This window comes from Paraburkholderia sp. BL23I1N1, from assembly GCF_003610295.1.
GTDB lineage: Bacteria > Pseudomonadota > Gammaproteobacteria > Burkholderiales > Burkholderiaceae > Paraburkholderia.
Genome location: NZ_RAPV01000001.1, coordinates 1,705,040 through 1,726,098 on the forward strand (window position 1 = coordinate 1,705,040; position 21,059 = coordinate 1,726,098).

Below are 21,059 nucleotides of genomic sequence, written 5' to 3' on the forward strand. Positions count from 1 at the left end.
TACGCGATCAGCAGCGCGCTGACGCTGCTGTTTGCCCACATCGCGACTCGTTTCCGGTGCTATATCGGGTGCGGGGATACCGTCGGCGGATGAGGCGCGTGCGCGGATACACGAAGCGTTCGCGTTGTACGACATGGTGTTGTTCCTACTCACTCGTACTGGCCATAGCAGGCATTAAGACATGAGGCGTCGACGTAACAGTGCCACCGACAGGAAGAACGGCAACACCGTGCAAATGCAGAGAGCACCAATATGCAGGGCAACAGAGACCACCGGGTGTCCGAGCATCGGGGGACGGATAAGGTCGACGGAATGCGCCAGCGGTAAGAAGCGCGCTACGTCGCAAAAAAACGGCAGGTAACTTACTGATCGGGAAGATCACGCCGCTCAGGAGCACCATGGGCGTGAGAACGAGCGTTTGATAGAACACGAAGTAATCGTGACTGGGTGCAAGCGCCGCGAGGATCATCGCCAGACTCGCGAAGGCGAGGCCAGTCAGGGCGATGGCAGGCGACGCGTAGAGAATGGATGACCACGCTGCATAACCCAGCACGGTGGCTACCACCATGACGGCGATGCCGGCAAAAAAGGCCTTGGTGGCGGCCCATGCCAGTTCACCAAGAACGATATCGCCGAGCGTGAGCCGTGTGCACAGGATCGCGTCCCACATGCGCTGAACATGCATGCGAGAGAAAGCTGCGTAAATCGTTTCGAAGGTCGCGGCGGTCATCGCGCTCGTCGCGACCATACCCGCTGCGAGAAACTCGGTATAAGATGCGCCATCGACGCGACCTGCCATTATCCCGAAACCAAAGCCGAGGCCGAACAGATAGATCATAGGATCGGCAAGGTTACCGAGAATCGAGGCAAACGCGACTTTTTTCCATGCCAGATAGTTGTGGCGCCACACTGCAACCCAGTTCCACACGTTCGCGGGCAGGGCCGCTGCATAAAACTCTCTCATCGTTCACTCCTTCATCCCGCGCCCGGTTAACTGCAAAAAGACATCCTCGAGATTTGCTGGACGCTGTAAAAGGCGCAGCGCCGCGCGCCCGCGCAACTGTACACACACCCGTTCCGGATCGGACACATAGCAGAAGAGGGTCCCACCACTGACCTCGATACGCTGCGCGTGCGGCGCGATCAACGTGCGCAGCTCATGCGGATTGCCGCCGTGGATCTCGACCACGTGGCTCCCGATCTGTTCTGCGATCAGCGCGCGAGGCCCGCCTTCGGCGATCTTTCGACCCTCCTCCAGCACACACAGTCGGTCGCACAACCGCTCGGCCTCTTCCATGAAATGGGTGGTCAAGAGGATCGTCTTGCCGCGCGCCAACAGGGAACGCAGGCGTTCCCAGATCAGGTGGCGCGCATGCGGGTCGAGACCCGTTGTAGGCTCGTCCATGACCAACAACTGTGGATCGTTGATCAGCGCGCGTGCCAGCATCAGCCGCCGCTTCATGCCACCGGATAGTTCGGTGACGCGCGCATCGACCTTGCTTTCGAGGCGGGCGAATTCGAGCAGCGACGGCACGACCGTTTCAATTTCACGTGTACTCATGCCGAAGTAGCGCCCAAATACCAGAAGGTTCTCGCGCACGGTGAACCCGGGCTCGAGGTTGTCGAATTGCGGCACCACGCCGATGCCCATACGTGCCGAGCGAGCGCGCGCCGGCACCGGCTCCCCGAGCACGATGATCTTGCCTGCGTCGGGCGGCGCCATGCCGAGAACCATACGCAGCGTCGTGCTCTTGCCCGCGCCATTTGGCCCTAGCAGACCGAAGCACTCTCCAGGCGCGACGCTGAACGACAATCCGTCGACTACGATCTTGTCGCCATATGACTTCCTTACACCGGCGAAGCTGATTGCTGCTTTGGACATGGAGATAAGAAGGAAAATTACGCGCTCGTCTTGGAGAAAAAGAAGCCGTTTTGCTGCCGCGGCCCGATTGAAAACGCCCTAGCCGATAGAAGATCCTTTGCCTGCCATGCGGAAGAGTTACTGACAATGGAGTACCAGGATTCCGGTGAATGCACTCGCGTTGGGAAGGCGGCAATTGAGCCATTGCGTGAGACGATCGCACTCAAGCGGACGACTGCCGACGGTGGGCGATTCTGGGGTGGCGCAATACTCGAGATCCTATATGTCCGATTAACTAATTGCCATCGAATGCTTCGTCAGACGTTGCTAACGTTGAAGACTCACACGCGTGATCCGGTCGACGGTGCGGGAGTCGCAACTCTTGACGCTGAAGTCATGTTCGGCTTTGTAACCGGATCCGGAGTGTCGGGCTGTTTTTCACGAATGTTCGATACGTTGCCTGCAGAGCCACGGGACAGCCAATCGCTATTGCTCAATGTACCCAGCGCATAGGCTTTCAGCGGGAGCAAGAGAAAGAGGTTAATAGGTGTGTGAAGAGAAAAGCCAAGAAATCGAATCTGGCGAGCGCGAACCGATGCCACGCTACAGCGGATCATGGTCCATGATGCGATTATCAGGGCAGTCCACCACGGCACTGTCGCTGTCAATGCGAGCTGCGCGAGCCCCGCTAGAAGCGATAAGGCGAGAAATAGCGAGCCCAGATTCAGTCCGATCACCTCCAGCGTAAGGTAGCGATCGAGACAGGGCAGGAGGCGCAGCGAAAGCAACGTGTCCCGATACGTACTGCGCGCCCAGCGCAGTTGTTGGCGCAGATACGCCCCCAGTCTGTCCGGAACGACTGTCGCCGCAATGGCATCCGGAACGTACTCTGTCCGATAACCTGCGGTCAGCATGAGAATCGTGAGATGGCGGTCCTCGCCGAAGTCGCTCGGTTTCCCCCGAAAAAACTGTGTCTCGTACTGGTCTAAGAGCAAAAGAAGCGCGGACCGGCGGTACATGGCACACGGACCACAGCAACACATAACAGCGCCGAAGCGAGCCTGTGCCGCGCGTTCTTCGTTGCAAGCCAACCAGTACTCCATATCGATCAGGCGGGTCAGCCAGGTGTCGCTCCGGTTGCTGGCCGTCAACTGACCCATGGCGGCGCCTATCGTCGTGTCTCGCATTCTCAATACGAGCTTCTTGACGACATCGGGCGCCAGCGTCGTGTCCGAGTCGACGTTGAGTACCAGTTCCCCGGATGAAGCGCGTATTGCGGCGATTTGTGCCTTGCGCTTTCCCATATTTTGGGGGAGCGTAATGAGGTTGAATCTCGGGTCGCGTGTGTACGCATCGTATACCGGCCTCACAAGCGTCGAGATTCGCAGAACCATCATCAACCACATAGAGCCGGAGTTTTCCGGCGTAGTCCTGGTTTGCAATGGACTCCAGGCACGCCGAGAGCGTGCGCGGTTGCTCGTTAAAGCACGGCACGATGATGTCCACGTCAGGCAGAAAGTTGGAGTCGGCGGCATTGGGCGACTTCGGCGGACCACTCGTCGGTAGGCCATGGAGGGCCTGTACGCTTTTGTAAACAGTCGAGAGTAGTGCATACAACAAAACCGGGGCAGTGCTGATTGTGGCAATGGCATTCATAGATGTCGGTTTGTTCAGGGTGGTAGGGGTAGCGAGCTGATTACAAATCCGCAGTCATGCAGTTCTGGAATCAGGCGGGAAAGCGCCATGAGGGTCTGGTCGCGCAGCCCAGCATGACAGCACCGTCCTGACTCGCCGGGAGGACATCCGTCGTGCAAGAGCACAATTGCGCCAGGCCGGACAGAGGCCAGCACTGCGCTGACAATCGCATCGACGCCGGGGCGAGACCAGTCACGCGGGTCGACCGACCGACCAGTCAAGAGCCGCCAGCCCCGCCTTTGCCGTTTCAACGACCACTTCGTCCGTCCATATTCCGTAAGGGGCACGCATATGCCGAACTGTGGCCTGGGGACACGCCATCCGGATGATCCTCTTCGCGTCCAATATTTCGCGTCGTACTTCATCAGGTTCGCATCCAGACAAATCCGGATGAGTCATCGTGTGATTGGCAATCTCGTGTCCCTCGGCGATCATTCGCTGGATCAGCTTCGGCTGGTCCTCTACGTACGCACCGATGACGCAGAACGTTGCTGGCACCCGGTGTTCTGCCAGCACATCGAGGACGTCCGGTGTGCAAAGTGGATTAGGGCCGTCGTCAAACGTCAAGTAGACGTCGCGACGTCCGGCGCGATCGTGGCACTCGTCGCGCGCCTCGGATACGCAATCGAGGACCTTCACAGATCTGGCCCGTTTCGTTCAATTATCGAGCCAGTATGCGGCTCCACGGTCGATCGTCCCATCCGGAAGGCCGCGACGGGCACGGTTTCGGTAAGCTTAGGTGGCGTGTCGAGAGATACATCCGAAAGTGTGGGCATCATGGAGACATACCTAAATCTGTCGTACTACTTAGGTTTATAAATATGAAGTGTTCGATCAATCAGCTAGACTCACATTTCCGTAACGACGGTTCTCACTGTGCAGCACAAGAATTGATTTGTAAAATCGATTGTGTCGATGCCTTTCATCTATAACGTGGATACGTTCAGAAATGCGCTTTACGGTATGTAGATGAAGTGGGTGGCAGATCGTGGCCGCCCGAATGATCGTTGAGCGCGTGTGCCGTTCGAGACGACCCTCCTGACGGTGTCGGACAGAATCGCAGAAGATGGTCAAACAAATATTTGGAACCCATCGCGGAGCCGGTGTTTCATGACGATCCGTATGGATATCGTCCTGGCCGGTCAGCGCGTCAAGCAGTGGCGATGGCGCGCGTGCGTTGCTGGCAATGCCTGGGGGCTGCGCTGAACAAGGCGCCAAATTAGCGACGTGTTCGCGATTTGAACGTCTCGAAGTCATGAAGCGGATTTCGAGCCGTGTCGTTTCGACCGTTCTTTGCCAGCCCGCGATCGCGTACCTTCGTAAAGCGCCACAGTCGCTTCACGACCGCGAAGACATGTTCGACACGCGCCCGGATCTTCGACTTGTTGCGGTTCTTGCGGTGCTGCACCTTGTCGACGTCTCCGCCCGCACGGCGTATGCGCTGATTGGTGAAAGTCAGCCTCGCGGAGTCGACGCATGCCATAAGAAAGTCTGTCTACAACCGGAATCTCGCGACGGAGTTTGCGCACCTGAAACTCGAAGAGATCACACCTTCGCGCCTGATGGCTAGGTGCAAAAAGATCAGGGAACGGAGAGCCGCCGCTCTCGCCGGTGCAGGCACACGATATCGTGCTGCAGGCCTGCCGTTTCGTACAGGCTAGGGGGCTGAAGGTGGACAACCCGGCAGAAGCCATCTGGCCGTCAGTCATCGCGCGGTTCAAGCCTCGCGACCGGGCACTGACGCCCACCGAAATCCATGTTTTCTTCAAGGCACTGGAACGGACGCCCACGTTGCCAACGCGGCATCTGGCTATCAAGTTCCCGCTGCTCACAATGGTGCACAAGTCGGAATTTATCCTCTCAGCTGATCCGAGAGCAGCGTTACCACCCAGCGATGCCGACATCGACAACATCGGGGCCGGGTTCTGAGTCTGTCTTCCTCACCTCGCGGGCGGCGACGCCTGCGGGGCATGGCCGAATCTTGCACTGGTCCTTGCGCCACCGTCTGGTGTCGGATTTACACTGCCGTCAACAAGTGCTTGTGCGTCCCTTGAAGACGGCGTCAACGACACGCCCATCGTGCTGCAAACGGGACAACGGGTTTCTATCGGGTTCGCAGCGGATGAACACATAGGCCATTAGCATACCTAATAAATAACCGAGCACTCGCAAAAAGGACGGTGGTTCGTGCATCATCGGCAAACGGCAAACGGCAAACGGCAAACGGCAAACGGCAAACGGCAAACGGCAAACGGCAAACGGCAAACGGCAAACGGCAAACGGCCAAGCGGTTTTGCAACGTTCATACCAACGCCGAATCGGGTTTGGGCGATGGTGAAGACGCCAAAGCATGGAGATGAACCCGCGCTCGAGTTGCATTTGCGACAAAGACTCGCGGGTTTGTCGGGAAGCTGACGTCGCGAACGTCGCAAGCCACAATTCCGGAAACTTGCGAAAAGCCCTATTCGGCTGGGCTCTCGACGCCTCGTACGCACATGGCACGATAGCTGCGTGAGAGCGATCCGCGCGAACACAATCCGACCGACGCGTGACTCGACGGAAGAAGACAGACGGGACGAACCGCTGGCTGAGGACATGGTCGCGGCTTTGCAGCCCAAACTCGCACCCTGGCTTTCACCTTCTATCTCATTGGAGTACGACAATGTCTCAACTTCGGCAGATCACCTTCGACGGAAAAGGTGGGATCGGCGAGCAGAAGGGTAGCGTACGGGAAGACTACGATGTGCCGTTCGCACACACGCCCGCGTTTTTTGGAAACCATGTGACCGGTTGTGACAATGCGCTACCGGGCATTCTGAAGCGCTCTTGGCGCGGTAAGGCCGGAACTGCCGCCCCGCTTGCACGCGTGCCGGACGACAGCGCGAACTTTATCGGCGGAGACGACGACTTCGTCGTCGGCAACATGAGGGGGATTCGGCGAAACTTCGATCTATTCGGCGTGACGGTCAACATCTGCGATCCATCTGAGATATGGAACGCATCGACCGATGGCGACTTCCGGATGTACAACGGGGGAGCGACAAAGGAGGGAGTAGGATGCGCGCTGAACGCAAAAGCGACATCGGTGTTCCACGAATATTGTTGCGAGAAGGCGAGGAGATTCACCGCCGAGCACGACCAGGAGATTATCGCGTTGAACGCGCCCATCGGCGTCGTAGGTACCGACCATTTCCTTATGACGGGAAGGCGGATTCCTGCAGAGCTTGAAATGGAGCTGTGACAACTAGTCGATGCCATGGCGGACACTCAGCCGAATCTACACGGAAAGCGCTATGCACTCTATGGCGATGCCGACCAGACGCTCGGATTCACTCAATTTCTGCGGGAAGTTAGCGAGGAGCCAGCGCACGTTCTGTCCACCAACGGTACCGATCGCTGCGCGTCGAAAGTGCGGGCGCTTTTGGACGCGTCGCCATACGGTGCACAATGCAAGGTTTACCCAATGCGCGACCTTGGCACCTTCTCGCTGCTATTCATAGAGCCGGTGCAGTTCCTGATCGGCAACACCCATGGCAAGTATCTGGAGCGCCACACCGGGACATCCCTCGTGCGCTTGTATTCCCTATATTTGACCGTCACCACTACCACTGCTACCCGACTTGGGGGGCGGCGGATTGCGGATACTGCTGGCACTGGTCGACGAACTTTTCGAAGCACTGCACGCGAGCACGATTTCTGTGTCGAAGAGCGATTACAGCTATGACATCGTCCGATGACGGCATCATGGCACAGGTATTCCCCGGTCTCGCGAAGCGATCGAGGTATGTCTCTTACTGGCTGAGGAGGGCTTCATGAATCACATCTGGCTTCGATGCGAAAGCAAACGTTTTGAGCGCCGCACGCCCCTTGTACCGGCTCATGCTGCGATGTTGGCCAAGAAAGGCATTGTAGTGACCGTAGAGCATTCGCCCATTCGGTGCTTCCCGGACGAGCAATACGAAAAAGTCGGGTGTGAGATCGTCAAGTCGCATTCTTGGCAAAACGCGCCTTCCGATGCGTACATTCTAGGACTGAAAGAGCTAAGTGAAGACGTCAACGAGGTCCGCCATACTCACATTTATTTTGGCCATGTTTTCAAGCAACAGACGGGCGCGGTTGAGGTGCTAGACCGGTTCCGCCGAGGCGGAGGCACGCTGCTCGATCTTGAGTATCTTCGAGACTTTCGGGGTTTGGAGCTTGTGAGTCGAGGAGTAAGTTTCTGGGCGGGTGTATGTGGGGCGGCCGTGACGCTGGAACTTATGGAACGAAAGATGAGTAATGCGGCAGAAGTATCGCTAGAGAAAACGTTCCATAGTAGCTTTGAAGAGCTAGTAGAGTTTCTGGAGCGGAGGATCGAAAAAGTAAGAAACGCTAGGATCCTCATAGCTGGTGCACGGGGAGTGACTGGATCGGGAGTGCGCTACCTGTTGGAGACCGTTGGCCTCGGTCACGAATGTTGGGGAAGGACGGAGACTGCCTCAGACTCACGTCATGAGCTTCTAGATTTCGACATCTTTTTCAACTGCATACGGTCAGACGAAACAACGACGACACTGCTCCACCCAAAAATGCTCGAAAAGCCGCATCGGCTTTCGATGATTGGCGACGTAAGTTGCGACGCGGCCAGTCCGTACAACCCACTACGTATTTATCGAGAGTCGACCGATTTCTCCAAACCACGACAGACGTGTGGTTCAGGGGAAAACTCCGTTGATATAGTCGCATTGGACAATGTTGCGTCGCTGTTACCTGTGGACGCGAGTTCGGCAATAAGTAGAGAGTTATTCCCTTTCCTTTGTGAGCTTTTTATAAGCGGAGGCTACTACATCGACTCAGCGTGGGGGACTGCATATCTCAATTTCGCCGCGAGTCTTGCGAGGACGAAAAAATGCAAACCAGAAGCAAAAACGTGATTGTGATTGTTGATGGATGGTCGTCGGGGCGATATTTGGCACCGGCTTTCATCGGCCATGGATACGAGTGCATACACATTAGCTCAACAGAAAAAACGTCGCGGTTTGGCTACAAGCCGGTTGACTACATTGCCAACTTTCATTTCGAATCGACCGGCATGTCGGGAATACTCGAAAATCTGCGCGGGTATTCAGTTAAAGCAATCATGCCCGGTAGTGAGTCCGGTGTCGTACTAGCAGATTTATTAGCCGATAATTTCGCTGTTCCGCGAAATGACGCCAGAACAACGCAGGCTCGCAGAAACAAATTTCATATGATCGAAGCACTTAAGAAGGCTGGTATATCCAGTATGAGGCAATTCGCTTCGCGGTCGCTCTGCGAGCTTCTCGCCTGGTACAGTGAATCTGAGTTGGATACGGTCATATTGAAGCCAACAATGGGAGCGAAGTCGGATGGTGTCGCACTTTGTTCGAATGCGAAGGACATAGAAGCTGCCTTCGTGACCACTCATGGGAAACCGAACGTGACAGGAGTAATCAATACGGAATTCGTAATTCAAGAACGTCTTCAAGGCCAGGAGTTGATGGTAAATAGTGTCAGTTGTGAGGGCCATCATTTTGTCACCGATATGTGGATCGGCGTTGGTGGCTTGGTGGACACAATCTCGACAGACGAGTATGCCCAACTCGTAATGCGGCGGACGGAAATTTTCGAGAGGGTCGAGAAATATGTTCTTGAGACGCTGGACGCGCTGGGAATTCGCAACGGCGCGGCACACAGTGAGGTGATGCTGACGGTCAATGGACCGCGGCTTATCGAGTGCGGCGCGCGTCTGACCGGCGCTCAACTCTTCGCGGCCGTCGAGGAGGCGCAGGGATACAGTCAACTTTCTGTGATGGTTGAGACGGTATTGAATTCCGGACAGTTTCAAAGGCGAGTGAACGCATTGCGTGGGTCAAGACAAAAAGGCCTAAGGTTTGTTTACATGTGTTCGAATCGGGAAGGATATGTTGTGAACAATCCAGATCTCATTCGATTTGGCGAATTGGCGACACTGGACCGGATGATTGTATTCCCGAAGATCGGCGATTATCTGACAAAGACGCACGGCAGCCGAGGGCGACCGGGATATGCGTTCCTCTTGTCCAGTGATAATCAAACCTTGGACATGGACTATGTCCGCTTCCGGGAACTCGAGGCAAAAATGTTTCAGCATGTATTGGAGGCATAGGCAACATCCCCAACGACCGGGTCGGTGGACTAACTGGGTTTTCGGTATCCTATGTAAATTGTTAGATTTTCGCTAGGAGCACAGAAAGATGCATGTTCAACAAGCGAGCGGAGTTCGCCTGGCATTCCGAAGAGGGAGATAGACTTGAAATTTGCGAATCTCGTCGAGCGCTTGCAGGGCGAGCGAACGTCGGCGTGGGACATTCACAGGGCGGCTAGGCTGGCGGCCGTTCAAGGCGAAGATGTGATCGTGCTCAGCGTTGGCGATCCGGATTTCCCGACTCCCGCTCCCGTCGTTGAACGTGCCATCTCGGCCCTGCACGAAGACGATACACATTATACCGGCGGCGCCGGTCGGGATAACCTGCGTGAGGCGATCGCGACTGAACATCAGGCCGACAGCGGCCGTGCCGTCACCAAGGCGAATGTAATCGTCTGTGCCGGCGCGCAGAACGGACTGTTCGCGTCGTCGCTCTGCGTCTGCGAGGCCGGCGACGAAGTGCTCGTGCCAGAGCCGATGTATCTGACGTACGAAGCTGCAATTCGCGCCTCCGGCGCCACCCTCGTGCCCGTAGCGGTGGACGCCGCGAATGGCTTCCATCTCGACTGCGAGGCGCTTAGAGCCGCAGTTACCGCGCGCACACGCGCAATCTTCTTCGCGACGCCCTGCAATCCCACTGGCGTGGTCATGCCGCGCGAACATCTTGAACAGATCGCCGCGTTGGCGCGCGAGCGCGACTTATGGGTCGTCTCTGACGAGGTATACGCGGACCTCACTTTTGAGCGCGACCACATTAGCATCGCGTCTTTGGAAGGCATGGCGAGCCGAACGTTGACGTTAGGCAGTTTTTCAAAGTCGCATGCAATGACCGGCTGGCGGCTAGGCTGGGTAATCGGGCCGGAGGCAGCGATCGATCATCTGGGTCGACTGGCACTTTGCATGTTGTATGGACTACCGGGTTTCATCCAACAAGCTGGATTGGCGGCGCTCGAACACCGTCGTTCCGTGGTCGCGCAGATGAGAGACGTGTATCGCCGGCGGCGTGATGCCGTGTTTCAGCGCCTGAATGCCGTTCAGAATCTTCAATGCCTGCTTCCAGAGGCGGGCATCTTCATGATGATCGACATTCGGGGAACGGGAATAGGCACACACGACTTCACGTGGCAACTGCTCCGAGAGAAAGGCGTCTCTCTGCTCGATGCTAGTCGCTTTGGTCCGACTGCAAACGGTTTCGTGAGGCTGGCACTAGTGGTGGATGAGCCGAAGCTCAATGAGGCCTGCAATCGGATCGAGGATTTCGTTCGGCGACGTCGCTAACAATTCGCTCGGACCTACTGATAATGGCGGTCATGTCAGCAAGGAGGCAAAACTATGAAGATCCGCAAACTCGGAAAGAGCAATCTGGAAGTCTCTGCCCTCGGCCTTGGCTGTATGAGCATGAGCGCGGTCTACGGGCCGCCGAGCGACAAGAACGAAATGATCAAGCTGATTCGAGCGGCTCATGATCGCGGCGTTACGCTGTTCGACACGGCCGAATCCTATGGGCCGTTTGTCAACGAAGAGCTTGTCGGGGAGGCGTTGCAACCGATCCGCGATCAGGTGGTTATCGCCACGAAATTCGGCTTCGACATCGACATGGCGACAGGTGAGCGCAGGGGCGGTACGAACAGTCGCCCAGAACATGTGAAGACGGTGGCGGAAGCCTGCCTGAAGCGTCTCCGCACCGACCGGATCGACCTGTTTTATCAACATCGCGCCGACCCTGAGGTCCCGATTGAGGATGTAGCCGGTGCGGTCAAAGACCTCATTGCTCACGGCAAGGTCAAACACTTCGGGCTGTCTGAGGCGGGCGAGCAGACCATCCGTCGCGCCCATGCCGTGCAACCGGTGACGGCCGTCCAGAGCGAGTATTCGCTGTTTTGGCGCGGGCCAGAAGCGGAGCTGTTGTCGACTCTGGAAGAACTCGGTATTGGCTTCGTGTCGTTCAGTCCTCTAGGCGCCGGCTTTCTGACGGGCAGGATCGACGAGTACACCCGGTTCCATCCGACGGACTTTCGCAATACCGTCCCGCGGTTCTCCCCGCAGGCGCGCAAGACGAACTTAGTGCTGGTCGACGTGCTCAAGGCTTTCGCCGCACATAAGAACGCCACACCGGCCCAGGTTGCGCTGGCGTGGCTGCTGTCGCGAAAGCCATGGATCGTGCCGATTCCCGGCACAACCAAGCTGCACCGTTTGGAGGAGAATCTAGGCGCCCTCGACCTCGCCTTTACTGAGGAGGACGTGAGCCAGATCAGTGAGCAAGCATCGAAGATCCAGGTGAAGGGCAACCGGTTGCCCGAAGCGATCTTAAAAGTGTTAGGGTGCTGAGCGCTGTGCGTCTGTACGATCAAATGTGTTTAATTTGGCCAGTTAAGCTTGAAGGGTTTGTTGTTCAAATCGAAACAGGAGTGACGCGATTGCGGAGTTTGCCTCGGCCAAGCTAGAGAAACGGTGACTACGAGGTCGGGCGAGAATGTGGCGTTGGGCAAGAAGCACCCCTTGCTCGACCTTGCTTTATCGTAAGTCAGCAACTGCTTTTCGTGACGACGATCAGGCGATCGCAACGGCCGAAATCATCCATCCATTCCATCCTCAGCGCGGTAGCCGCCTTCACGTCGCACACGACGACAGAACTGGGGCGAGGCCGCGTGATGTTCTACAACGGCGATGCCCGGCTGGTGTCCATCATGGCGTCATGGACTGACGCCGACGTACCGGACTCGTTCGCCAGGCGGCAGCGGGGCGCTCCTGGTTGCGCACGGACGACCTGCGCCGGTACAATGAGTTGATGGCGGAGATTGCGGATCATGTCAAATAAAATGCGCTGCGTCGCGCTCAACCGGTTGTTGCAACACCTTCTGGTCTAATGTCGGGCCAAGAGGAAAAGTAAGTGAATCAAAAATGAAGATGCGTGCTATCACCTGCATAGACGTTGTTGTGGCAGAGATGGAAAGATGGTGAGTCGTTAAGCGACATCGGCCGCTCGCTCGGCATCCATGCAGGCGATTCAATCCGTCAGATCGCAGCGAGCCTGGGCCGGTCACCGTCGACGATCAGCCGTGAAGTAGCCCGCCATGGCGGGCTGAACAAATACGGGGCAGCGCTGGCTGACGCAAACGTGCGGCACAGGGCAGGCTACCGAAACCCTGCCGTCTTGCCGTGAACGCTAAACTGAGTCGGCTAGTCGCCAGAACGGTGCAACTGAGATTGGCGCCACAGCAGATCGCCGGCTGGCTGAAGCAGCAGTACCCCGATGATGAAACCATGCAGGTCTTACACGAAACGATTTACCGCAGTCTGTTCATTCAGGCCCGTGGAGTGCTGAAAGCGGAACTGATGAAGATCTGCGCATGCGCCGGATGATGCGACGTTCGAAGAAAGCGTCAACAAAGGGACAACCGCGCGGGCAGATCATTGATGCGGTATCAATCCGCGAACGGCCTGCCGAAGTCGAAGACCGGGCTGTTCCGGGGCACTGAGAAGGCGACTTGCTGAGCGACTCGAACAATACACGCATTGCCACCCTGGTAGAGCGTCATTCGCACTTCACCATCCTCGTGAAGGTAAAGGGCAAGGACACGGAAAGTATCGTATCCGGGCTGAGCAAACAGGTTCGCAAGCTGCGTGCGGAACTCCGCCGATCGGTCACATGGGACCGGGGCATGGAACTCGCACAGCACAAGCAATTCACAGTCGCCGCCGACATGCAGATCTACTTCTGCAGTCCCCAAAGCCCGTGGCAGCGTGGCACGAAGGAGAATACCAACGGAGTGCTCCGGCAGTACTTCCCCAAAGGCACCGGTTTGGCCGGCTACTCGCAAGGCGATCTGAAGAAGATCACCTTGCAGTTGAACAGCGACCCAGAAAGACGTCGGGTTTCATGACGCCTGCAGATAAACTAAACGCCAGCCTGGGTGTTGCAACCATCGGTTGAACCTGTCGCGGCGTAAATCACATTACGCCGCTTTATTCTTCGATGACTGGCACGATGCACCGGTATTTTCGGCAAATCATGCCAATTTATGCATCGATTAGATAAGCTAATTGTTTTAGGAATATAAATTTTGCAGCATATTTCAAATCACACCGTACGCAGCAAGGGCGCCGCCTTGAAGAAGCTCGGTCTGTAGATCGAACGCCTTAAGCGCCTCGGCGTGCTGAACCCGCATCCCGAACGCGTGCACGCTTCTTGGTTTCAGTCGGGAGATTTTTTCGGCGCCAACGTGACCTGATCCAGCTCAAGCACGAGACGCTGCGTCACGTCAGCGTCCGCGGCACATCGAAGGCCGAAGCGGCGACATTTTTCGGCGTATCTCGCCCGACCTTCTATCAGGCGGAAGCCGCGTTCGCGCGAGATGGGTTGCTTGGCCTCACACCGAAGCAGCGTAGCCCGAAAAGCGCGCACAAGCTCAGCACAGACGTCATGGCCTTCATCGACCAGCGCATTGAAGACGGCGGACCGATTCACGCTCGGGCGTTAGCCGACCGGCTCGAAACCGAGCTCGGTATCTCGGTTCATCCACGCAGCATCGAACGCGCAATAGCGCGAAAAAAAAACCGTGGAACTTGCTGCCGCTCGCGATGCCATAGCGCAGGCACCGGTCGCTGCGTACGAGGCGTTACGCACGGCCGTGATCGACGGCAGCCTCGTCCAGAGGGCGCTGCGGCGTTGCGTTACCAAGGCGTGCAGCACGGGCTTCCCATGCTCATTGAAACAGCGACGACTAGGAACCCTTTCTACTGGACACGAACCCGTCGCGCATTTACTGCAGCCGAACGGCGCGTTGGTGCGCCTGTTGACCAATCTCGTGCTGCGCACTCATTCGGGGCTCGTCCATGTCTACTGACCGGTACCAGAAATTACGGCTGACCACCTGCGGCGCGACGCCTTTCTACACGTGCGGCAATCTTCGCTGCGGCAAGTCTTCGAGAACACCGAGAGCATTAGGCGCCAGTACACGCTGCGCGACCGTGCTGTCGCCTTGGCTGGCCGATCGAGCGCATTCATGTCATCGACAGCGACCTCTGTCTGTCAGGAGCCAGCGCGCAGCAGTGTGACCGGTTCCCGCATTTAATGGCCGAGGTTGCGATCGGCCACGCCGGCATCGTACTCGGTTGGAGGAGTCCCGGCTGGAGCGAAACAATGCGGATTGGCATCGCTTGCTTGAACTCGCCGCGCTGACACGAACTTTGATTTTGGACGAAGACGACGTCTACGATAGGTCATGTTGATGCCCTCATCTGTTTGCTCGCGGGGCGATGACGAGATGGTCTCGCACGCCCGATTTGAGTTCCTGGAGTGCAGCGATGCTTTCCGCGGTATCCGGTGTTGACGGCTTTGCGGGTCACGCTGCACATTGATGACGCCGGTGTGGATGCGGCGCTTGACCCAAGAGGTCGAGACCTGCAGACATTGCGCCACCCTGGCAATGGTCAGCCATCCGGCGATATGGCGCTCACGGATTGATCTGGCGTCGTGCAGCACACGATGTCGCTGCCGGATGAGCTGTACGGTCCGTGCTGGGACATGGCTGCATCGGGCCGAGTGATGCCCCTCCTGGGTCAGGATCCCGGCGATCGTGACGTCGTCGATACCGTGCCGGGCAAGTTCAAGCACCCGCGCCTCCATCTCGGCGCCCCGGGAGAGCGCCAGTCCGGCGTGCACCCTGGGTTCAACCTCCAGTTGGGATATTTCGCCACCGCGCCAGACAACACGGATCGTGATGCGGTCGCGCGTGACCCGCTGCAGAATCATTTTATCAATAAGGGAACGCGGCAGAGCCTTCTTGCTCTCGCGATTGACTTGCGGCCGCTGCCAGATTTCCGGTAGCCGGGCGCCGAGCGCAAGAAAGTCGCTTTGCTCTTCAGCGCTCAGCGCCTCCGGTTTGCATGCCTGCGCCTGACGATGGGCGAGCGCATTCTCCGCCTGGCGCAATTCGCGTAGCGCCGTTTCCCACCGCCGTTCAAACTCGGCAGCAATCAAACGGTTATCCGGATCGACGCGATTGTATTGGCGCTCGGCCAGGAGCGCCTGATAGCGTCGCCGTTCGACCTGCTGCGCCTCTGCCCGATTGGTGGCGTCACGGGTCTGCTGTCTTGCATGTTTTGCACGCGCCCAGGCCTCCAGCTCCGCCGGTCCAATTGCCGCGAGGAAGGCCTCAACGACCCGCGCATCGATCAGGTCAGCGGGCAGGTGCTGGCATAGCTGGGCCCCCTGACTGCGCAGCAGATAGTTACAGGCGTAGCTATTGGCATTCTTGTACTGCACCGCCATCTTGTGACCGCATTGCCCGCACCAGACGATGCCCTGGAGCACCGCTGCACCGTCGCGGGGTACCCCGCGCGTCTTGTTTCGCTGATATTCCGCATGGTTATCGCGCAGCATGGCCTGGACCTGTTCGAAACGTTCCCAGTCGAGGTAGACAGGATAACGGTCTTTCACGATGGACGGCGACAATGAACTTGTCCGGTCGGTATAGCGGCGATCATCTTGGCCGGTAGTGAGGAGTCGGAGGCGGCGTAGCCGCCGGAGACGACGAGCTACCGGCGGCGCTGATTCGGCGGAGGCTAGGATGGTCTGACTGAAGCCAAGAAGAAGCGGTCAGCCCCATATCTGGAAGGGCACCATGAGCGAGCCCGAGTTGCACGTGCTGAATGCCAGACTACAGCGCGGGATGCGCAGCCCATCCGTTGACACACTTTCGGTCACCGCGATGCGGTTTATTTCGCCCCTTGAACGGTGCCTGCCTGGCCCCGGCAATTTCACGACCCTTCAGCGTCATGTAATTTGCCCTCCAGACGCTCCTGTACGTATTGGTGCAGCCGTCCCATTAATCGCCAGCTTCGCTCGCTTTGGTCGTTTGGCGAGCCGTTCCGCCTTCCGCTGCGCGACCGATGCACGATACTCGAGGCACCTACCACGTGTCTACTCATTGCGCGCGAGGCCCAAGTTGATTGGTTCGACACGTAAAGTCCCGAGTCGTCCCGACAGGAAAAGGCAGAGCCCGATGCATACGGTTTGCGGGATCTTGATGCAGTCGGGTCTGGCCGTCACCACCGAGGGTATCAGCTGGTCAATAGACACGCGTCCGGAAGCACAGCTTGCGAACACCATGATGGATGCAGCCATCGAGAAGGTGGCCAATAGCAACAACCGGCCCGTCGTCCACTCCGATCGCGCTGCCCATATCGCTGGCCGGGTGGCTCTCGCGCATACGCGATGCGAAGCTGGTTCGCTCGATGTCGCGCAAAGAATGCTCGCCCGACAATGCGACCTGCGAAGGCTTCTTCGGGCGGCTAAAGACGGAGCTGTTCTATTCCTGGGAGTGGCAGGCTGCAACCATTGACCAATTCATTGAGGTAGTTGATTCCTACATCCACAGGTATAACGAAAAGCGGATCAGGATTTCGCTTGGCTCACTCAGCCCGATCGAATACCGAGAGAGCCTCTGCTTTGCGGCATAAACTGTCCAAGATTTCTGCCGCACTCCCGGTGGGTCAGAATTCAGTGCATATATGGACCCGACGCGTTTTGCAAGCTCTTTGTGTTGATGGGAAATGGTCTGCATGCATGTATCCGGCTTGCTCGTGGGCAATTGTCGAAGCACGCCCGCAGCCTTGATGAGATCCGCGTACCCTTGTCCTGAACAAATCAACGGCTTGGATTACACAGCCGGCACCGGAAACAGGTTTCAGGATGCTGGTTCTACCAATTTCGTCATCACGTACTAGAGCTACGCAAACCTGCGTTGGGTGATGCCAGAGTTAGACGTGTATGGTGTTCATGTTGCCGCCGGTTTATACGAGGCGTTGGTACTCAACAGGACCTGGAGAACGCGCGCGTTCTTGTTGGCCAGCGCTACATGGCAATGGACCGCCCAGAGCAATTCCGATCTCGGCCCCAGCTTGCCGCGACAAGCCGGGTGAGAAAGGAACCCGCCGCCGTCCCGGGTAGCCCCTGGCAAGCACAGCGGTGCCGGGACCGGCGTGCAGTCTGCTGGACTCAAGGACGGCGTGCCGCGTCTGACGTTCATCCCTTGCAAGTGGGCCGTCTACCAGATATCGGGTCGGCTTCCGGAGTCGGGACGAATGTCGCTGATACGACGCCAGCGACTGCCGGCTGTTTCGGGGTCCGCTATTGTCGGCAGTAACACTCGTCGGTGTATGGATCAACAACTGTAGGTCTTTGATGGCAATGCTCGAGCTTGACGCAATCCAGCCGTAACATAATTCCGACGGAGTCACTCATTGATGTACTCGTTTGCTGCTGCCTACTAAAAGCACGCCGCTTTGTCGCGCGTACGCAACGATCATCTGACGGCTAGGCCCGACGCCGGGATGCCGCGTAGCCGCCTATGGCGGCTTTCACCCGGCTTCTGCACGCGCCTGTACCTACCGGAGGACGGAGCAGGGCAGGAGGCAAACCGAATAGACCCTTTCATCGTCAATTTGTCCGCGTCGGTCTCGGCCAGCATACTGCGCCGCGGCTCACAGCGATATCAGCCTGCTGGGCAACGAAATCCACCGGTTTGAACTGGATGTCGAGATGCAGGTCGGGATCCGCGATACATGGACGCCCGAAGCAACGGCGGCATTGAACAGCCGGGCTCCGTCAAAGCGCCGGCTATCAAATTCACCGGTTTCGTCTTCGATCCAGCACATCTGAAATACGCGCTTCGAGATGTCGAGCCCGTAGGTCGTGGTAGCCCTGGTCGTTCCTCGCTTCAAAAACGGGAGCTAGCCGCGTCACTTTGGCATATCGAGGAAGGTCGCATCGGTACAGACTTGGCTCCTGCGACTTCAGCACGCCCTTTCTTTCCCCGAGCGGAGGGCGGCGTTCATGCCATCTATCCACTTTGCCAGCTGACACCAGCGCCGCTCAGGGTGGTAGCTAGCAAGCGCGAAAGTCGCGGCGGTACGCCGCAGCGAGGCGCCCAGGCACAGCAGTTCCAGAACCTGGTGCTGCAGCGCCCAGCCAAACTGGTGGTGCGGGCGGATGCAGCGGCAGGCGTGAAAACAGGTACGTCGGCATGACGGACAACGGAAACGCGGCTGAGGTCACAGTCGACACGACGGTCGGCCCTGCAGTCGTAACAACCGTGCCCCGTGCCCGCACGAGATGGCGCCGCGCCATACCAGCGAGCAGTTCGTGGCCTTCCTCACCGACGTTGTAGCCAGCCAGCGGCCCAAACAAGAGATCCATGTGATCTGCGACAACGTCAGCAGTCACAAGACCCCGCGCGTGCAAGATTTCCTGCGGCAACACCGAAACGTGCGGTTGCATTACACGCCGACCTATACCTCCTGGCTAAATCAGGTGGAGAACTGATTCTCGCGCATCCAGCGCGACGTGTTTGCGCGAGGCATCTTCACCACGGTAAAGGATCTGGAGCGCAAGCTGATGCGCTATATCCGCGAGCACAACAAGAATCCCAGGCCGATTAAATGGAAGTACGACGATCCATCGCGGCGAGTTCGATCAGTGCCATTTCAACGACGCAGTCGGCTAGTGGCCGTGATAAAGCGATCTTATCTCCTTCATCGCGCAAACTCACCCGTACAACCATCCTGCTAACGTGGAAGAGATCATCAATCCCCGAACCACCATCGTTGATATGCTCGCCCGCCGTCAAGCTCCCATGCGCTGGAAATTGTTTTGGTATGCTTCACGTTGCTTCTGCGTGCGCTAACCTTGTTTGCGAAGAACGGAATCAAATAACCTCCGTCGTCGCTACAGATGGCTTGCATCTCTGCGTATATCTCAGAACGCCTTTTCTGATCGAGCATTGACTTCGCCGTCAGAAGAAGCGACTGAAACCTGTCATTGTGCCAGTGCGTATCATTCCACGCAGCGCCATCCTCAAAGAACTGCGAGAACACAACGTCCGGTGTTGGTCTTTGCCCGGCGTTGACAACGACGAACGGCTTTTTTAACCACACATTTGACCAATAACCGTCAGCAGATTCCCGGACCACTCCGATGTCGATCCCTGCCTTCGATGCGCCCTGCGCGAACAGAACTGCCATGTCTACGGCGCTAGCGCCTGCAGCATCACTTGTCGAAAGTTGAACCTTAAGCGAATCGAGTCCTGCTTTTCGAAGATAGAACTTAGCCTTGTCGGGATCGTAGTGACGTTGCGGAATTTTCGCGGCGTAGGGCATGATCGGGCTCACTGGTTGATCGTTTCCCACCGTCGCGTGACCGTTCATAATCTTCGCGATGATTTCTTCGCGATTTAACGCATATTTCAGCGCGAGTCGGACATTCGGATCCTTGAACGGCGATGACAGACAATTCATCGGCATCCCGTTGTAGCTACCGCCCGCGACCTCGTCGATTGCGACTGACCGATTGCGACTCAGAAGAGGTAAGATTCTCAGGTCAAGGCTTACGATGGCATCGGCCTCGTTGTTGAGCAGCGCCGTCTGCCTAGCGTTGACGTCGTTCAATACCATCAGGTGAAGCGCATCAAAGTACGCCTGGTCAGGTCTGTGATACCTGTCATGACGTGTTAGTTCTGCGCCTATACCGGGCTGGAAGCGGACAATTTTGTACGGTCCAGCGCCTATTCCCGATCCCCAGTCAATCCCGCCATTACCGTCTCCGGGCATGATCGGGAAGTGGTAGTCTGCCATGAGATAAGGTAGGTCTGCCATGCCGGCGCTCAGCTTGATAACGACAACACCAACACCATCAGCGCTAATGTCCGCGATGTCCTTCAGGAGGGTCTTAGCGCCAGATGTGGAACCTGGCCGTCGATGGTAGTTAATTGAGGCTACGACGTCGCTCGCAGTTAATGTCTTGCCGTTATGAAATTGCTGGCCGCGAAAGAGCTTGAACTTCCATACCTTGGCATCGGGCGACGACTCCCATGATTGAGCCGAGTCCGGCCCTACCTGGTTGGACGGAGTGGTCTCAGTCAGGTATGTTCTAAATGCATACCCCAACTGGATCATGTACAGACTGGCTGTCGTTGCCGGATCAAGCGAATCGGTCGTGCTGCCGTCGCTTAGCCCCGCGCGGAAGGTCCCTCCTTTTTTCGGCGTGGCGTATGCAGTTTGTGCCCACAAAGAAGGGGCAGTCGCACCTAGCCCGAGCGCCCCGGATGTTTGCAAAAATTGTCTGCGGGAAACTTGGGATCTGGAGACGTCTCGCAAGAGAAGCTCCAGTTTATAGCCCATTTCGTTATTCATATTTCCTCGTTGTGCGTAGAATGGATTGCGGGTTTTTGGAATGTGCGAGCTAAAGTGAAAAACAACCGTCTCTTACGTCCGGTCAAGCGCCGAGCGGATTGCTCATGCCGTTTCGCTCCAATTAGC

11 protein-coding genes and 9 pseudogenes are annotated in these 21,059 nt (G+C 57.2%); 11 read left to right on the forward strand and 9 right to left on the reverse strand.

Features of this window, described 5'->3' with window-relative positions:
* Positions 1-174 precede the first annotated feature (174 nt).
* The 6 genes and pseudogenes from B0G76_RS08195 to B0G76_RS08215 all read right to left on the reverse strand — a co-directional run.
* Positions 175-964: pseudogene (locus B0G76_RS08195) on the reverse strand (ABC transporter permease).
* A gap of 3 nt (positions 965-967) precedes the next feature.
* Positions 968-1,882: a nodulation factor ABC transporter ATP-binding protein NodI gene (gene nodI, locus B0G76_RS08200; protein WP_120291353.1), complete on the reverse strand. Its 915-nt coding sequence runs from the start codon at positions 1,880-1,882 to the stop codon at positions 968-970.
* 320 nt (positions 1,883-2,202) lie between these two features.
* The gene (gene nodC, locus B0G76_RS08205; protein ID WP_259460528.1) at positions 2,203-3,267 is read right to left on the reverse strand and encodes a chitooligosaccharide synthase NodC; all 1,065 of its coding nucleotides are present in this window, start codon (positions 3,265-3,267) and stop codon (positions 2,203-2,205) included.
* 31 nt (positions 3,268-3,298) lie between these two features.
* Positions 3,299-3,517 (reverse strand): annotated as a pseudogene (locus B0G76_RS43615) (chitooligosaccharide synthase NodC); the annotation flags it as partial.
* 231 nt (positions 3,518-3,748) lie between these two features.
* Positions 3,749-4,195 (reverse strand): polysaccharide deacetylase family protein, encoded by a 447-nt coding sequence (locus B0G76_RS08210; RefSeq protein ID WP_258875527.1) that lies wholly within the window; start codon positions 4,193-4,195, stop codon positions 3,749-3,751.
* 580 nt (positions 4,196-4,775) lie between these two features.
* A pseudogene (locus B0G76_RS08215) lies at positions 4,776-5,006 on the reverse strand (transposase); the annotation flags it as partial.
* Between the two features lies 1 nt (position 5,007).
* Here B0G76_RS08215 and B0G76_RS08220 point away from each other — a divergent pair.
* The 8 genes and pseudogenes from B0G76_RS08220 to B0G76_RS44720 all read left to right on the forward strand — a co-directional run.
* Positions 5,008-5,419 (forward strand): annotated as a pseudogene (locus tag B0G76_RS08220) (site-specific integrase); the annotation flags it as partial.
* Positions 5,420-6,266: 847 nt separating this feature from the next.
* Positions 6,267-7,293 (forward strand): annotated as a pseudogene (locus tag B0G76_RS08230) (nitrogenase component 1); the annotation flags it as partial.
* A 75-nt stretch (positions 7,294-7,368) separates the two neighbouring features.
* Entirely contained in the window at positions 7,369-8,469 is a 1,101-nt protein-coding gene (locus B0G76_RS08235) for a saccharopine dehydrogenase (protein WP_116140860.1), read from the forward strand.
* Positions 8,445-9,701 carry an ATP-grasp domain-containing protein gene (locus B0G76_RS08240; protein WP_116140862.1) on the forward strand — a complete coding sequence of 419 codons (1,257 nt, stop codon included), beginning with the start codon at positions 8,445-8,447 and terminating at the stop codon, positions 9,699-9,701. Before B0G76_RS08235 ends, B0G76_RS08240 begins: the two co-directional genes overlap by 25 nt.
* A gap of 144 nt (positions 9,702-9,845) precedes the next feature.
* Positions 9,846-11,018 (forward strand): pyridoxal phosphate-dependent aminotransferase, encoded by a 1,173-nt coding sequence (locus tag B0G76_RS08245; protein WP_116140863.1) that lies wholly within the window; start codon positions 9,846-9,848, stop codon positions 11,016-11,018.
* A gap of 54 nt (positions 11,019-11,072) precedes the next feature.
* A complete protein-coding gene (locus B0G76_RS08250) occupies positions 11,073-12,068 on the forward strand; it encodes an aldo/keto reductase (RefSeq protein WP_116140865.1) in 996 nt (331 codons plus the stop codon).
* A 604-nt stretch (positions 12,069-12,672) separates the two neighbouring features.
* Positions 12,673-13,674, forward strand: a pseudogene (locus tag B0G76_RS08260) (IS30 family transposase).
* A 255-nt stretch (positions 13,675-13,929) separates the two neighbouring features.
* Positions 13,930-14,610: a helix-turn-helix domain-containing protein gene (locus tag B0G76_RS44720; protein ID WP_409076702.1), complete on the forward strand. Its 681-nt coding sequence runs from the start codon at positions 13,930-13,932 to the stop codon at positions 14,608-14,610.
* Between the two features lie 201 nt (positions 14,611-14,811).
* Here the strand turns inward: B0G76_RS44720 and B0G76_RS42810 are convergent, their stop codons facing one another.
* Positions 14,812-16,197 carry a zinc ribbon domain-containing protein gene (locus tag B0G76_RS42810; protein WP_181916739.1) on the reverse strand — a complete coding sequence of 462 codons (1,386 nt, stop codon included), beginning with the start codon at positions 16,195-16,197 and terminating at the stop codon, positions 14,812-14,814.
* A gap of 223 nt (positions 16,198-16,420) precedes the next feature.
* Positions 16,421-16,665: pseudogene (locus tag B0G76_RS08280) on the reverse strand (IS30 family transposase); the annotation flags it as partial.
* 139 nt (positions 16,666-16,804) lie between these two features.
* On the opposite strand from B0G76_RS08280, the pseudogene B0G76_RS08285 reads away from it, so the two are divergent.
* The 3 genes and pseudogenes from B0G76_RS08285 to B0G76_RS08290 form a co-directional block, all read left to right on the forward strand.
* Positions 16,805-17,204: pseudogene (locus B0G76_RS08285) on the forward strand (transposase); the annotation flags it as partial.
* Positions 17,205-18,308: 1,104 nt separating this feature from the next.
* Complete coding sequence (locus B0G76_RS42435; protein ID WP_146014278.1) at positions 18,309-18,773, forward strand: hypothetical protein; 465 nt, start codon at positions 18,309-18,311, stop codon at positions 18,771-18,773.
* An 88-nt stretch (positions 18,774-18,861) separates the two neighbouring features.
* Positions 18,862-19,314: pseudogene (locus B0G76_RS08290) on the forward strand (transposase); the annotation flags it as partial.
* 14 nt (positions 19,315-19,328) lie between these two features.
* Here the strand turns inward: B0G76_RS08290 and B0G76_RS08295 are convergent.
* Positions 19,329-20,933: an ABC transporter substrate-binding protein gene (locus tag B0G76_RS08295; protein ID WP_220377320.1), complete on the reverse strand. Its 1,605-nt coding sequence runs from the start codon at positions 20,931-20,933 to the stop codon at positions 19,329-19,331.
* Positions 20,934-21,059: the final 126 nt, after the last annotated feature.

Excerpts from the sequence above, each read along its gene's own strand:
- nodI (WP_120291353.1), bottom strand. The coding sequence starts at position 1,882 with ATGTCCAAAGCAGCAATCAGCTTCGCCGGTGTAAGGAAGTCATATGGC.
- B0G76_RS42435 (WP_146014278.1), top strand. The coding sequence starts at position 18,309 with ATGGACGCCCGAAGCAACGGCGGCATTGAACAGCCGGGCTCCGTCAAA.
- B0G76_RS08240 (WP_116140862.1), top strand. The coding sequence starts at position 8,445 with ATGCAAACCAGAAGCAAAAACGTGATTGTGATTGTTGATGGATGGTCG.
- B0G76_RS08250 (WP_116140865.1), top strand. The coding sequence starts at position 11,073 with ATGAAGATCCGCAAACTCGGAAAGAGCAATCTGGAAGTCTCTGCCCTC.
- nodC (WP_259460528.1), bottom strand. The coding sequence starts at position 3,267 with ATGTGGTTGATGATGGTTCTGCGAATCTCGACGCTTGTGAGGCCGGTA.
- B0G76_RS08295 (WP_220377320.1), bottom strand. The coding sequence starts at position 20,933 with ATGAATAACGAAATGGGCTATAAACTGGAGCTTCTCTTGCGAGACGTC.
- B0G76_RS08235 (WP_116140860.1), top strand. The coding sequence starts at position 7,369 with ATGAATCACATCTGGCTTCGATGCGAAAGCAAACGTTTTGAGCGCCGC.